The sequence below is a fragment of the Ruegeria sp. B11 genome (assembly GCF_056539785.1).
The window spans coordinates 15,025-27,955 of the sequence record NZ_JBQFVO010000002.1; the positions used below are offsets into that span (position 1 = coordinate 15,025).

Here is a 12,931-nt window from a genome sequence, read left to right on the forward strand (position 1 = left end):
GACACCGTCGGGCCCCGGCATCTTGCACAATCGAGACGACACGTCCGGATCAATTCGTGGCCACCGTCCCGAAGGCGGCCTCCCGATCCGAAAACCGTGTCTTAGAAAACGCCCCCTGGGTTGAGGCCCTTTCTAAGACAGGTTCGGCTGGACCCGGATTTCTCCGGACCCAGCCAAATTTTGCGGCGCATCAGCGATGCGCCTGTCGGTTGGCTTAGGCCAGCTCGACTTCGGCGCCAGCTGCTTCCAGCTTGCCTTTGACTTCCTCGGCTTCGTCTTTCGACACGCCTTCTTTGATCTTGCCGCCAGCTTCGACCAGCTCTTTGGCCTCTTTCAGGCCCAGACCGGTGATGCCGCGAACTTCTTTGATCACGTTGATTTTCGAAGCGCCGGCGTTCTTCAGAACGACGTCGAATTCGGTTTTCTCTTCCTCAGCTGCGCCACCGGCGTCGCCACCAGCTGCAACCATTACGGCGCCGCCAGCTGCAGGCTCGATGCCGTATTCGTCTTTGAGGATGGTTTTAAGTTCTTGTGCTTCCAGCAGGGTCAGACCCACGATGCTTTCTGCGAGTGCTTTCAGATCAGCCATTGTATTAGCTCTTTCCGTTTTACAGTGTGTGTTCCAACGTCAGGGTGGATCCCCTACGCAGATCATTCAGTGCCAACCGCTTACGCAGCTTCCGCCTTCTCTTCGATGGTGGAAAGGATGCTTGCGATGTTGCTTGCAGGTGCGCCAATCGCGCCGGCGATGTTCGAAGCAGGTGCGCCAATGCAGCCCACGATCGAAGCAATAAGCTCTTCACGAGACGGCATTTTCGAAACGGCTTCAACGCCTTTGCGGTCCAGAGCGTTCTCGCCCATTGCACCGCCAAGGATCTCAAAATTCTTGTTATCCTTGGCGAAGTCCTCGGCCACCTTGGCAGCTGCCACAGGGTCCTCGGAATAGGTCAGAACGGTCATCCCTGTCAGCAGGTCGGCCATGCTTTCACACGGCTTACCCTCAAGGGCGATTTTGGCGAGCCTGTTCTTGGCAACACGCACGGCACCACCCGCGTCACGAGCACGTGCGCGAAGGTCCTGCATCTCGGCAACTGTCAGACCGGCGTAGTGCGAAACCACTACGACGCCAGAGCTTTCGAAGATTTGGCCGAGTTCCTCGACCACTTTCTCTTTCTGGGCTCTATCCACAGTTCTCTCCAAGTTAGGGGTGATATCTCACCCCGGCTCATATTTGCCGCAGCTTTCGCTCCGGCGTTCAGGTCCGTTGTTACGGGATTGGCCAAAATGCGCCCGAGGATCGTGACCCTCAGAATTCTTTGGTCTTACCCGTCTCAGGCAGGGAATTAAGGGGCCAGATGGACCCACCCACCGTCTTGGACGAAACGAAATAAAGCGCACGACGAATCGCACGCTTTATTCCGCAGGTCTACTTAGGACAGATAGGCCGGGTTTCCAAGAGGTAAATTTAGGCGGCTTGCACCTCCCGCGCAGGGGCTGCCACATAGTTGAAATTGTTCTGAGGCATCTCGGTTTCCAGAAAACGAGCCGACACTAAGGCTTGCGGATTTCGCTACGCGCACCATAGCTTCGCCCCAGCCACGACTTAGCGCCTATCCGCATATTGATCTAGACAAGTATTCCTCCAGTTTATCCCGTGACGCAAATGCGACTGTTGCTTGAGGACACGATGATGCGGTGCTTTCAACCGATACTAAAGTCGTGCTGAAGCAAAGGTGCAAACTTGCGGCGCGCCCTTCGCCAAGCGAAATGAAACAGCGGGTCCGGTATCCGCCAATTTTCACCGTAACTCTGCGCCAGCAATGCGGGCGCGTCCTGCGGTAGCATGATTTCCCCACCGTTAAGAGATTTAAGCGGGAAAATCGCGCTTTCCGGCAGATCATAAAGTGAGTACGGATACACGCTAAAGCGCCCGTTTTCCGTCCAAGCCGGAAACAGATCGATATCAATACCCAAGTTATTTTTGACTTTGAATATAGGTATGCTGTTTTTTAGCGAATTGGCATCCAAGCAATCGCTTTCCAGCAATTCTCGCTGATATTCGGCCCATTTTCCTGCAACACCTTCAAGCGTTGACTCACCCAGATACACCGCAAAATCGACATCGTCGTCGTGACCAATCAATCCACCCTCGCGAACATGACCCAACAAAGCGCCAGCGTACAGAATGATCGGCTTCCCCAAACGAATTACGGGTTTAAGCTCGGCGTCAAGTTTTGAAAAGATTTCATCACCAGCCTTTTCCCCGAATGTTCTGTTATAGCCATGCGGTGTAATGAAATCGGGATGTAGCGTCTGCTTCACGCGCTCAAAAAATGAGGCAAAGCGCGCCTCTTTGCCCTGATCCGCATAGCGAGTCTCCATATGCTTTAGCCTACCGTGCGTACGGGCAGGCTTTGTTCTCCCATGGCAGCAAAGAAGGATATAGGTCTCTTCCCAGTCATCAAAGAGCGCTTGGTTTTCCAAGCGCTTTATTGGTTCCTTTAGCGAATTGACAGCCAAACGCGTTTTACGAGGCCGTGGTAGTGCAGTTTGTGCCGCAGCATGGGTAAAAACATGCTCTCGAAGTGAGGCAAGCTCCTTGATTAATTCTTCTTCTGTCATGGTGTTTTTTCATAGATCGCGCGGGCGACGATCGCATCTTCTGTTTTATATTTTGCGAAACCACTGCCTTCGACGCCATAACACTTTCGGAATTCTGAGGCTTCCATTTTTGAATCCAGATCCGTCGCACTTACGTATCGCCGAAAATGCGGCGCCGCAATTTTCGTTGTGGCTCGGTCCGCCAACGTTCGATATTCGAACGCCACGACGTCGCCAGGCTTGCACCCGCTCCGCAGCGCCCGGATCAGAGCATCTTCTTCATCATCTGTGATCGCATGCAAAAAGAACCGAGCATAAACGCAAACGATTTCAGATCGTCGCTCGGACAACACACGCTCAACCAATCCATCTTCGAGATTGGTCTGAACAAATTCAAGATCGTCGCCGCCCTGCTTTTGTGCATGCTTTTGCGCTGACGCAATCGCTGCCTCAGACGCATCCATGCCGGTCACTTTGAACCCGTGTCGTGAAAAGAAAAAACTGTCACGGGCATTCCCACACCCTACGTCGATGACATGTGACTGCCGATCAATCTCATTTGCCACAAACGCTGCGAATTGCGACGGCAAGGTAAGCTCCCATGACCCTGCCGATTTCGCATAAAACTGGTCCCAAAAGGCGCGTCGATCTTCTGGAAGTGATTTCTGACGAATATTTTGGTTCATTGATGGGTATTCTCGAACAGCTACTACACGACAATGGGGGAACTGTGTCAGACCGCACCCCCTAGTTCAATCGCTTCTTTAGCCACCGCTGCTGAGGCATTGAATCTATGTTTGTGCGTATCGCTGCTTTTTAGTCAGCGTAGCTGTAACCGGGTTTGAAATTGGCAAAACTTCAAGATTTCAATTGAGGTGCAAGCAACCACGCTATCACACAGCTACAGCCTGTTTCTCATGTGGCACGCAATAAAAATCCCGGGCAGTTCTCACTACCCGGGATCAAGTTCTCACAGCTTAACGCTAAGGCTTATTCGCCCGCAGCAGCCGCCACGTCCAGAGTCACACCCGGGCCCATAGTCGAGCTCAGCGCGATTTTCTTCATATAGGTGCCTTTGGCACCCGACGGCTTGGCCTTGGCCACAGCCGAGATGAAGGCACGGACGTTTTCGACCAGCTTGGCTTCGTCGAAGGACGCTTTGCCAACACCGGCGTGCACAACGCCGCCTTTTTCCGCTTTGAACTGAACTTCACCACCTTTTGCTGCTTCCACAGCCGCTTTCACGTCCATGGTCACGGTGCCAACTTTGGGGTTCGGCATCAGGTTGCGGGGGCCGAGCACTTTACCCAGACGACCGACGATCGGCATCATGTCCGGGGTTGCAATGCAGCGATCAAATTCGATGGTGCCGCCCTGAATGGTTTCCATCAGGTCTTCCGCGCCAACGATATCTGCGCCCGCTTCTTTCGCTTCGTCTGCCTTGGGGCCACGAGCAAATACAGCGACGCGCATCGCTTTGCCGGTACCGTTCGGCAGGCCAACAACGCCGCGAACCATCTGGTCCGCGTGACGGGTGTCAACGCCGAGGTTCAGAGCGATCTCGATGGTCTCGTCGAATTTTGAGGTTGCGTTGCCTTTGACCAGGGAAACAGCTTCTTCGACCGACAGGTTTTCCTTGCCAGCGACAGCTTCGCGCGCAGCGCGGGTACGTTTACCGAGTTTTGCCATCTTACTTCACCTCGATGCCCATTGAGCGGGCCGAGCCCAGGATGATCTGCATTGCGCCTTCGACGTCGTTGGCGTTCAGATCTTTCATTTTGGCTTCGGCGATTTCACGAACCTGCTTCGAGGTTACGGTTGCCACGGTCTCACGACCTGGGTTTTCCGCACCACGAGGGCGGTTCCGCTTGCCGACCGGCTTCAGACCAGCCGCTTTTTTCAGGTAGTAAGACGCGGGCGGCGTCTTGATGTCCATGGTGAAGGACTTGTCCTGATAGTAGGTGATCACGGTCGGGCACGGGGCGCCGGGCTCCATGTCTGCGGTCTTGGCGTTGAACGCCTTGCAGAATTCCATGATGTTGATGCCGCGCTGACCCAGCGCCGGACCAACTGGCGGCGACGGGTTCGCCTGACCTGCAGGAACCTGCAGCTTCATTGTACCAGCAAGCTTCTTGGCCATTTGGTTTTCCTTTCAACTTAGGTGAAACGCGTTTCACCCAGACTATGTTGCGTGGTCCGATCCGGGATCGCGATCCCAGCAACCTCCCACGAGAGAATCTCGCCCGAAGACGATAGGGGCGGCACTTACAGCGGAACGGCGGGGTTGGCAAGTGGCCTGCCCTGCTCTCACACATCGAATCAAGCCCCCAAGTGGGTCTTATACGCTCACGGAGTACAGATCGTTACTAACAAGGTGCGACTGACAACTCTTAAGAAATTAATATCAATGCAGAATCTGCGCGGTGGTTGCGGGATGGTCGGGTTTCCGCCACCCCCCTCACCTCAATACTCGCAGCTGTGCTATACTCGACGAAATTAGTATTTTTGGTGGAGGTTAATTATGATCATTCGTTTATTAATAACAGTTGGCATCGCGCTGTCATTTGCGGCGTCTTCTCCTCAGACCGCGCGGGCCGATGCTGGCGAGATACTGGGCGGTGCTGTGGTTGGTGGCGTCATCGGCTACGCTATCGGCCGGGATCAGCAGAGAAAACAGCAGGCCCGGACGAGGTCAACAACAACACGCACCTATCGCCCCGGAATTCCGTCGACCACACAAGGGGCGCAAACCCAGACCGCGCTCAACTATTTCGGCTACAATGCGGGTCGCGTTGATGGTCAAGTCGGTCGTGGCACACGGTCTGCGATCGAACGCTATCAGGTCTCGATGGGCTACCCCGTGAATGGCTATGACTTCCAGCCCTATCAGCGCGACTTCCTGATGCAGGCCTACTACTGGGCGACAAGCGGCGGTCAGACGACAACCCAACTCGCAGGCCAACCGCTTTTGATGGAATACCGTCGGCAGATACAAACCGGCTCTGCCCTGGCTGCTGCCCCTCAGGCACCAGCACAAGCCCCAGCAACCACGATTCCGGTTGTGGTTCCTCAAGCTCAGGAACCAGAGCCCGAGGCCAATACAACTGAAACCGCCTCTGCCAGCCTGCCAAGCCTGTTTTCCGGCGGGACCGGCGGCCCATCGCTGGCCAATCGGTGTAGCGGGGTGATGCTGCAGACCTCGACAAACGGGGGCTACACGACGCTGTCAAATATGACGGATGCCGATTTTGCCCTCAGCGAACAGTTCTGCCTTGCTCGCAGCTATGCAATGGCGCGTGGCGAAGATCTGATGGCGGATATCCAGGGGCTGACGCCGGATCAGGTGAGCGCACAATGCGACTCGTACGGCGAAATGTTGGCACCGCAAGTTGATGCGCTTTCGATCAGCTCGAAGGCAGAAGCTGAAACCCAGGTACGCAAGCTTGCGCTGGACTCGGGCCTCAGCCCCGCTGATCTTGCCGCGACAAGCAAGGTCTGTCTGTCGATGGGCTACCGTCAGGACAACATGGACACGGCAGTCGGTTCCGCATTGATGCTAGTCGCGATGGGTGAGCCTGCCTATGGAGAGTTGATCGGCCACCACCTGCGCGAAGGCTTTGGTGTGCAACAGCGTCGCGATCTTGCGATGCAGTGGTACGATGCGAGCCTTTCGGCACTGGATGCCGGTTCGCAAGCCGTCTTCCTGCCGTCCCAGACCGACCGCCCGCAACTGTTGCGTGCGGCTATGGTTCAAGCGCAGTAAGTCGCGCACTCAGTCGTTTCAGCCACTGCGAGGCTGATACAAATAACGCCGCGGTGTCTGTTTGCATCGCGGCGTTCTATCTTGAGGGTGCCACTATGCCGACCCCACCGGAACCGATCCCAAAACAGGGCAAGATCGACGCTTTGATCGAGTGGATGGTTGACGGTGCCCGTCCAGCTGGAAATGCGGTCGATATCATCGAAGGTATCTGTACCCGTCTGCTGGATGCCGGTGTCGCCATCGACCGGTTCGGTTTGTTCATCTGGACGCTGCATCCCAATCTGATGGGTCGACGTTTCCTGTGGAAAGCGGGCGCTGGCGTTGATCGTGTCGACGCGCCGTCTCAATTGTTCACCGAGGCGATCTACACCGATAACCCCCTTCCGCATGTGATTGAGCGTCAGCGACCCATCCGCCGCCATCTGGAAGATCCCAACTGCCCCGAGGATTACATCATTGTTGGCGAATTGCGCGAGCAGGGCTTCACCGATTACCTGGCGCAACCGCTGATCTATCTCAACGGCGATACCCATGTCTGCACCTGGTCAAGTGCCACGCCCGGTGGGTTTTCAGAGAGTGATCTGGCGATCCTGAACCGGGTTCGCGGTCCGCTCGCCCGCCTGACCGAAACCTATATGCTGCGGCTCGACGCGACCTACCTGCTGTCGACCTATGTCGGCCGTAACAGTGGCGCCCACATTCTGGACGGTAAAGTACATCGCGGTGATGGCAGCAAAATCGAGGCCGTTATCCTGTTTGCGGATCTCAAGGGATTTACCCGCCTTTCGAATTCGGTTTCCGGCGATACGCTGGTCCGGCTGCTGAATGACACGTTTGATTGCCTTGTCCCGTCGGTCATGGACCACGGCGGAGAGATTCTGAAGTTCATGGGCGACGGCTTTTTTGCCATCTTCCCAACCAGCACGGATCTTCCGCCAAAGGTGCAGATTCAGGCCGCCATCGCAGCGGTGCGCGAGGGTGTGGCGTCGCTGGCCGAGGCCGATTTCCAGCACAAGCTAGGCGTACGGACTGCGATCCATCATGGTCGCTTCCACTATGGAAATGTAGGTGGCGGGGATCGGCTGGATTTCACGGCCATCGGTCCCGACGTCAATTTGGCGGCTAGACTTGTAGCGGCGGCCACAGACTTGGATTGCGACCATGTCCTTTCGGATACAGCCGCAGCATTTCTCCCGAAACTCTGCGAACCGGTCGGAACTGTATCACTTAAAGGTTTTGGTGAGGATCAAACTGTCTGGCAGATGAGCACGCCCCAAACGTAAAAAGGGTGCCCATAAGGCACCCCAAACGATGGTTCGATGGAAACCAATCAGCTCTGCTTGGTGACCTGCGTAAAGTCCAGCTCGACCGGTGTTTCGCGGCCAAAGATCGAAACCGAAACTTTCAGTTTCTGGTTCTCGTCGTCCACACCTTCGACCATGCCGTCGAAATCCTCGAACGGGCCGTCGTTGACCTTGACCTTCTCGCCGACCTCGAAGCTGATCATCAGCTTGGGCGCTTCTTCACCTTCCTGAACGCGGTTGAGGATCTGGTTCACCTCGGCGTCGCGCATCGGCATCGGGCGGCCCTGAGGGCCCAGGAAGCCGGTAACGCGATTGATCGAGTTGATCAGGTGATAGCCCTGATCCGACATTTCCATGTGTACCAGCACGTAACCCGGCATAAAGCGGCGTTCGGTGGTGACCTTCTTGCCCCGGCGCACTTCGATCACCTCTTCGGTGGGCACCAGAACCTCGTCGATATCGTCTTCAAGGCCCTGCTCAGCCACCGACGTGCGGATCTGCTCTGCGATCTTCTTTTCGAAATTCGAAAGAACGCTGACCGAATACCACCGTTTCGCCATGAACCTGTCGTCCTTGTTTGCCTTTGGGCTGCGACGCATCGCGCCCTTCGTTGAAATCCTATTGCGTCACCCGGAATAAAAAGCGGCGCGCAGCCCGATTCGCCGCACGCCCATTCCGAATAGTCATGTCACCTACTCTGACATCGCAAGCTGTGCAAGGGGGCAGTCGCGTTTCGGCCTGCCCAAACCGGCTTAGCTGAACGCGCCGAGTACCAGTTGCAGACCGCCGCGAATGCCCAGATCAACCAGCGCAAAGAACACAGCCGTCAGCGCAGCCATGATGAACACCATGACCGTGGTCAACAGCACCTCACGACGGGTCGGCCAGACGACCTTTGCGACTTCGGCGCGGACCTGCTGAATGAACTGGATCGGGTTTAAGGTTGCCATGAGGCTACAATCTCTCTTCTAGCGGATGGGCCGGACATAGCCGGGCATTGCGGCAATTTCAAGGGCTGTTGACGCCCTTGTCAGGGCTTGGGCTTGTCATCCCATTCGTCGCTGAGGATACGGCGCGCATCGCCTTCCGGATCCTCATACTGGTTCGAGCGGACCGTGTAGATAAACGCAACCAAGCCAACCCCGCCCAAAAGCAGGGAAATCGGGATCAGATAGGCAAGCACTTCCATCAGAGTTACCTCAGCCGCAAGGCGTTCAACGACACAGTAATCGACGAGGTCGACATCGCCAATGCCGCAATAAGGGGTGTCGCCAACCCGGCAACGGCCAGCGGGACCGCGATGATGTTATAGACAGTGGCGATCCGGAAATTCTCGCGAATCCGGCGCGTCGCCCTGACGGCTGTATCGCAAGCCTCAGCGATCGGGGACAGATCATTGCCCAGTAGCACGATATCCGACGCCACCCGCGCAGCATCCAAGGCGCTGGCCGGAGAAATCGAGACATGCGCCGCCGCCAATGCCGCCGTATCGTTCAGCCCATCGCCGACCATCAGAACGTGCCGACCCTGATCGCTTAGTTCCTGCACTTTGGCAGCTTTGTCTTGAGGCAAGGCCTGGGCGATCCAGTTCTCAATGCCAAGCTTGCCCGCCAAGGCCTGAACCGCGCCTTCCGTATCGCCGGAAATCAGGATGACGTCTTTGCCTGCCGCACGGAAAGCCGCGACCGCCTCGGCAGCGCCTGCGCGCAGACTGTCGGTAAACGTAAAGCGCGATGGCGTCCGCGATTCGATTGCGAGCCAGGCTGCGGTCTGCTCACCATCTTCGCCACCGACCCAGGCCGCTCGACCCAGCCGGACCTGCTGATCACGGTAAACGCCCTCAGTGCCATATCCCGGCACCTCAACAACATCGTGCAACTTGGCAGGCTTGATCCCGGCTTCACGCGCAGCCTTTGCAAGGGCAAGAGACAAGGGGTGCGAAGACGCTTCGGCCAATGCCAGAGCCACTTGCAAATCGGTACGCGAATGATCACCAAGATTGGTCAACTCAGGCGCACCGGATGTTAGGGTGCCGGTCTTGTCAAATACCACAGTATCCACTTCGGCCAGCCGTTCTAACGCGGTCGCGTGTTTGATCAGCATGCCACTGCGGAACAATCGGCCTGATGCTGCAGTGGTTACCGCCGGCACTGCCAAGCCCAGCGCGCAGGGACATGTGATGATCAAAACCGCCGCAGCGATATTCAGCGCCGTCCGGATATCGCCCGAATAAATATACCATCCTAAGAAGCTGAGCGCGGACAGTATATGCACCCCCGGCGCATAAAGCTTGGCCGCCTTGTCTGCCAGCGAGGTATACCGTGATCGGCCCGATTCAGCGATGGCTACCAGATCCGCCATAAGGTGCAGCGAGGTATCTTCCCCGACTGCCGTCGCACGGATGGTCAGAGGGCCCGTCAGGTTAACCTCACCAGCACTGACGTTCAGCCCGGCCTCGGCAAAGACCGGGAGGGTTTCCCCGGTCAGCAGCGACCGGTCCAACTCGGACTGGCCCGAGATGATTTCGCCATCCACTGGCATACGCCCTCCGGGGCGCACCAGAATCAGATCACCCACGTTAAGGCTCGCCACCGCCACTTCCGCTTCGGTCCCATCCACTAGCCGGATGGCGCGCGGGACCTCCAGCGCGGTTAGTTCTTCGGCAGCCGAACGTGCCGCGGCACGGGTGCGATAGTCCAAATACCTGCCCGCTAGCAGGAAGAATGTCAGGGTCAAAGCCGCGTCGAAATAAGCATGTTCACCGCTGAGTGCAGTTTCCCAAAGCGACGTGACCAGAGCTAGCAGTATCGCCAAAACAATCGGCACATCCATATTCAACCGGCGTACGCGCAGCGCGCTCCAGGCGTTGGAAAAGAAAGGCTGGGCCGAGAACGCAATTGCAGGCAGCGCAATCGCCGCAGATATCCAGTGGAACATGTCGCGCGTCGCATCGGTGGCGCCGGACCAGACCGACACCGATAACAGCATCACGTTCATCGAAGCAAAACCCGCCACTGCCAGCCGCATCAGCAGATCGCGCCCGGCCTTATCGGTTTGCGTAGCCGAAAGCGCACCCGGATCCAGTTCGTGGGCTTCAAAGCCAGCGCGCTCCAGCACCGGGATCAGATCGGCGGCGCGCGTATCCGGTGCCGCCTTGATCATCGCGCGTTTCAGCGTGAGATTGACCCGCGCGTCTTCAACTCCGGGATGGGCATTCAACTCACGCTCGACCGTAGAGATGCAGGCCGAGCAGTGGATGCCCGGCAGCGACAGCGCGATCTGCACATCCTCTGGGATTGGCCGCGCCGCTTCCGCCGGGGCTGCGATGCAGCCAGGACAGGCTGCCCGAGATGGAGTGGCTTGCGCAACCATCTCTAACCTTTCACATACAGGGGCACACGTTGCGCGAACTCGGCACCATCTTTTGCTTTGGCCACAAGGCGAATGTTCCAGTTCCCTTCGCCAAGGGCAGCCGGAGCGGCATAGGCGATGCCATCAAAAGTAAAGTCCGGCGAGAAGTCTTCCTTCACATGGGTGGCGCGCCCCACCACGGCCTGCAGATCTGCCACTTCAACAGGGGAACCGGTCTGATCCGTTATGTATAGCACCAGCAGCCCTCCGGTCAGCTCGGCCTTGATGTTCCAACCCAAGGCCTGCTGTTCCTTCAAACGTTCATTGAACTCCTGGCTGGCTACATAAGAGTTCTTCACCTCAAGCCCCGGAAAGGTCTTGATTGCACTATAAGCCAAGACGAGGTTCACCGTGATGATCACGCCAAAGGCCGCGACAAATACCGCCAATGCGTGTTTGCCTGTGAATTGACGTTCTGCCATTCTCAGCTTCCTCGTCCGTTGAAACTGGTATCCTTGTAGGCCCGCTCACCACTTTCCAGATCTTCGACCCAGATGCGAACCGAGGTGCTGTCAGCCGCCGCTGGGGCAGTACCCTGCGGAGCGGTGATATAGACGCGGGTCAATTGTGCCGTATCTGCAGTGACATTAACAGTCTCGCCTTCAACACCTTCGATTTCAATCTGCAGCGATGGATCGCCCGCAATCGTCAGTTTGAATGGCCGATCCTCGCCATGTTTGTTGCGCAGGCGTACATCATAGGTGTTACGGATCGTGCCATCTGAAAGGGTAACGAAAGTCGGGTTCCGCACCGGCGCAACCGTCAAATCGATATCCGAACGAATGAACAGCGCAAAGAGCAATGCAAATCCGACCAGTGACCATAGCGCCGTGTACAGGATCGTGCGCGGACGCAGGATGTGTTTCCAAACGTTTTTGGGTGGCTGACCTTCGCGTTCGCGGGCCTCATCACTCAGCGCCATGTAATCGATCAGACCACGGGGCTTGCCTATCTTGGCCATCATGTCATCGCAGGCGTCGATGCAAAGTGCACAGGTAATGCATTCCAGTTGCTGACCGTCTCGGATGTCGATCCCTACCGGGCAGACATTGACGCAAGCCATACAATCGATGCAATCGCCCAGCTCGCTGTCAGCCGTACGTTTGCCTTTGCCGCGTGGTTCACCCCGCCATTCGCGATATCCGACGACCAGGGTATCCTCGTCCATCATCGCGGCCTGTATGCGCGGCCATGGGCAGGCATAGATGCAGATTTGTTCGCGTGCAAAGCCACCGAAGAAAAACGTGGTGCCGGTCAGAATCAGCATCGTCGTATAGGCCACTGGATGCGCGTTTCCGGTGACCAGATCACGCGCCAGAGTTGGTGCATCCGCAAAATAGAAAACCCAGGCGCCACCGGTCGCGAGCCCGATGAAGAACCAAGCGACCCACTTGGTCAGGCGCAGCCGCGCCTTGCGGAAATCCAGCTTTTTCTGCCTGTGCAGACGCAGGCGCGCATTACGGTCGCCCTCGATCCAGCGCTCGACAAGGATATACAGGTCCGTCCAAACCGTCTGCGGGCAGGCATATCCGCACCAGACCCGCCCAAGCGCCGAGGTGAACAGGAACAGACCCAATCCTGCCATGATCAGCAGCCCAGCGACAAAATAGAACTCGTGCGGCCAAATCTCGATCCAGAAGAAATAGAAGCGGCGGTTCGCCAGATCCAGAAGAACGGCCTGATCCGGAAGGCTTGGACCGCGATCCCACCTGATCCAAGGCGTCACATAGTAAATGCCCAGCGTCACCGCCATGATGATCCATTTCAGATTGCGAAACGGGCCGGACACACGTCTCGGGAAAATCGGCTCTCTGGCGGCGTAGAGACTGGGGGTGGGATTGGAATCGCTCAC

14 protein-coding genes are annotated in these 12,931 nt (G+C 56.9%); 2 read left to right on the forward strand and 12 right to left on the reverse strand.

Annotated features, from left to right (window positions below; all coding sequences use genetic code 11):
* Nucleotides 1-214 precede the first annotated feature (214 nt).
* From rplL to rplK, 6 genes are all read right to left on the reverse strand, one after another.
* Complete coding sequence (rplL, locus tag ACR0I1_RS07780) at nucleotides 215-589, reverse strand: 50S ribosomal protein L7/L12 (protein ID WP_010441182.1); 375 nt, start codon at nucleotides 587-589, stop codon at nucleotides 215-217.
* Nucleotides 590-669: 80 nt separating this feature from the next.
* A complete protein-coding gene (gene rplJ, locus ACR0I1_RS07785; RefSeq protein ID WP_170406495.1) occupies nucleotides 670-1,188 on the reverse strand; it encodes a 50S ribosomal protein L10 in 519 nt (172 codons plus the stop codon).
* A 513-nt stretch (nucleotides 1,189-1,701) separates the two neighbouring features.
* Nucleotides 1,702-2,622 (reverse strand): hypothetical protein, encoded by a 921-nt coding sequence (locus tag ACR0I1_RS07790; protein ID WP_480705775.1) that lies wholly within the window; start codon nucleotides 2,620-2,622, stop codon nucleotides 1,702-1,704.
* Nucleotides 2,619-3,287, reverse strand: a complete 669-nt coding sequence (locus ACR0I1_RS07795; protein WP_480705777.1) for a class I SAM-dependent methyltransferase — start codon at nucleotides 3,285-3,287, stop codon at nucleotides 2,619-2,621. Before ACR0I1_RS07795 ends, ACR0I1_RS07790 begins: the two co-directional genes overlap by 4 nt.
* Nucleotides 3,288-3,591: 304 nt before the next feature.
* Nucleotides 3,592-4,290, reverse strand: a complete 699-nt coding sequence (gene rplA, locus ACR0I1_RS07800; protein ID WP_010440987.1) for a 50S ribosomal protein L1 — start codon at nucleotides 4,288-4,290, stop codon at nucleotides 3,592-3,594.
* Between the two features lies 1 nt (nucleotide 4,291).
* Complete coding sequence (gene rplK, locus ACR0I1_RS07805) at nucleotides 4,292-4,741, reverse strand: 50S ribosomal protein L11 (protein WP_010440985.1); 450 nt, start codon at nucleotides 4,739-4,741, stop codon at nucleotides 4,292-4,294.
* A 381-nt stretch (nucleotides 4,742-5,122) separates the two neighbouring features.
* Between rplK and ACR0I1_RS07810 the strand changes: the two genes are divergently transcribed.
* Both ACR0I1_RS07810 and ACR0I1_RS07815 read left to right on the forward strand, forming a co-directional pair.
* Nucleotides 5,123-6,364, forward strand: a complete 1,242-nt coding sequence (locus ACR0I1_RS07810) for a peptidoglycan-binding domain-containing protein (protein WP_170398593.1) — start codon at nucleotides 5,123-5,125, stop codon at nucleotides 6,362-6,364.
* Between the two features lie 95 nt (nucleotides 6,365-6,459).
* Complete coding sequence (locus tag ACR0I1_RS07815) at nucleotides 6,460-7,647, forward strand: adenylate/guanylate cyclase domain-containing protein (protein WP_480705779.1); 1,188 nt, start codon at nucleotides 6,460-6,462, stop codon at nucleotides 7,645-7,647.
* A 47-nt stretch (nucleotides 7,648-7,694) separates the two neighbouring features.
* Here the strand turns inward: ACR0I1_RS07815 and nusG are convergent, their stop codons facing one another.
* The 6 genes from nusG to ccoG form a co-directional block, all read right to left on the reverse strand.
* On the reverse strand, nucleotides 7,695-8,228 hold the full coding sequence (gene nusG, locus ACR0I1_RS07820) for a transcription termination/antitermination protein NusG (protein ID WP_152459924.1): 534 nt from the start codon (nucleotides 8,226-8,228) through the stop codon (nucleotides 7,695-7,697).
* Between the two features lie 192 nt (nucleotides 8,229-8,420).
* The gene (secE, locus tag ACR0I1_RS07825; RefSeq protein WP_170398600.1) at nucleotides 8,421-8,618 is read right to left on the reverse strand and encodes a preprotein translocase subunit SecE; all 198 of its coding nucleotides are present in this window, start codon (nucleotides 8,616-8,618) and stop codon (nucleotides 8,421-8,423) included.
* An 80-nt stretch (nucleotides 8,619-8,698) separates the two neighbouring features.
* Nucleotides 8,699-8,857 (reverse strand): cbb3-type cytochrome oxidase assembly protein CcoS, encoded by a 159-nt coding sequence (gene ccoS, locus ACR0I1_RS07830; protein ID WP_074737762.1) that lies wholly within the window; start codon nucleotides 8,855-8,857, stop codon nucleotides 8,699-8,701.
* A 5-nt stretch (nucleotides 8,858-8,862) separates the two neighbouring features.
* On the reverse strand, nucleotides 8,863-11,040 hold the full coding sequence (locus ACR0I1_RS07835) for a heavy metal translocating P-type ATPase (RefSeq protein WP_480705781.1): 2,178 nt from the start codon (nucleotides 11,038-11,040) through the stop codon (nucleotides 8,863-8,865).
* Between the two features lie 2 nt (nucleotides 11,041-11,042).
* On the reverse strand, nucleotides 11,043-11,501 hold the full coding sequence (locus tag ACR0I1_RS07840) for a FixH family protein (protein ID WP_170406514.1): 459 nt from the start codon (nucleotides 11,499-11,501) through the stop codon (nucleotides 11,043-11,045).
* A gap of 2 nt (nucleotides 11,502-11,503) precedes the next feature.
* Complete coding sequence (ccoG, locus tag ACR0I1_RS07845) at nucleotides 11,504-12,931, reverse strand: cytochrome c oxidase accessory protein CcoG (RefSeq protein WP_170398610.1); 1,428 nt, start codon at nucleotides 12,929-12,931, stop codon at nucleotides 11,504-11,506.